The organism is Nonomuraea sp. NPDC000554 (assembly GCF_040300065.1).
GTDB lineage: Bacteria > Actinomycetota > Actinomycetes > Streptosporangiales > Streptosporangiaceae > Nonomuraea.
The window spans coordinates 1-1,304 of the sequence record NZ_JBEPDC010000086.1 but is presented as its reverse complement, the minus strand read 5'-3'; the positions used below and the strand labels follow the sequence as shown (position 1 = coordinate 1,304).

Sequence of the window (1,304 nt, the reverse complement as noted above, 5' to 3'; positions counted from 1 at the left end):
CGCGGATTCGAGGGGTCGTCGCAACACAGTGATCAATTACTGGCTGCGAGCAGCATAGTGAGACGCTCGGCTGGGGTATCCCAGTCGAGCGTCTTTCTTGGTCTGGCGTTCAATTCAGCAGCGACGGCGTCGAGGTCGTCGCGGGTGTGCTTGGACAGATCCGTGCCCTTGGGGAAGTACTGACGCAGCAGGCCGTTGGTGTTCTCGTTCGAGCCTCGCTGCCATGGGCTGGCAGGGTCGCAGAAGTAGACGGGGATGTCGGTGGCGAGGGTGAACGCGCGGTGTGCGGCCATCTCGGAGCCCTGGTCCCAGGTCAGTGAGCGGCGTAGCTGGGACGGCAGGGTGGTGACGGTCTGGATCAGGGCGTCGCGGGTGCTGGCGGCGCTGTGGTCGCCGGGCAGATGCAGGAGCATGACGTAGCGGGTGGAGCGCTCGACAAGGGTGCCGATTGCCGACTTTCCGTCTTTGCCGATGATGAGGTCGCCTTCCCAGTGTCCTGGCACGGCGCGGTCGGCCGCTTCGGCGGGCCGTTCGCTGATCATGACCATGTTCTGGATGGCGCGGGACTGGCGTCTGTCGGCCAGACGGCGGGGTTTGCGGATTGCGCGGCCGGTGCGCAGCGCCCGGGCCAGCTCGCGACGCAGCTCGCCGCGGCCTTGCACGTACAGCGCCTGGTAGATGGTCTCGTGGCACACGTGCATCTCCGGCCGCTCGGGGAAGGTCCTGCGCAGCTTCTGGACGATCTGCTCCGGGCTCCAGCGCTGGTGCAGGTGGTCCTGAATGTATCCCCGTAACTCCGGGTTCTGCCCGATCTTGCTGGGTTTGGGGCGCGGCCGGCGGGCGTCGGCGCGGGCCTGGGCCGCATGCGGGCGGTACTGGCCGTTGGTGGGGTGCCGATTGCGGCGCACCTCCCGGCTGATCGTGGAGGGTGCACGGCCGAGTTCGCGTGCGATCTGACGGATCGACGCCTTCTCCCGTACTCGGTCAGCGATATGGATGCGTTCGTTTTCGCGCAGGTAGCGGGACGGCCCGTCAGAAGGCGGTGCCTCCGATCCAGCAGGAGGCACCGCCTTCTTTCCAGCGCCGGGCGAGTGGTGGCCGTTGCGCCACTTTTTGCCGGTCCTCAGGTTGATCCCGACGATCCGGCACGCCTCACGGCTGCTGAGACCTTGATCCATAAGCCGGAAGTATTCCTCCCGCTCACGGATCAGCTTCTTCGGCCCCTGCGGTTTGCGGTCCTTACGGATCTCGAAGTCCATCGCATCCCCCGAGCTGGGGTGTTGCGACGATCCCTAGAACTTAAG

The 1,304-nt window shown here is 66.1% G+C and carries 1 protein-coding gene; it reads right to left on the bottom strand.

The window, feature by feature from the left end:
* Positions 1 to 32: 32 nt before the first annotated feature.
* Entirely contained in the window at positions 33 to 1,259 is a 1,227-nt protein-coding gene (locus ABT294_RS50750) for an IS30 family transposase (protein WP_350813751.1), read from the bottom strand.
* Positions 1,260 to 1,304 lie beyond the last annotated feature (45 nt).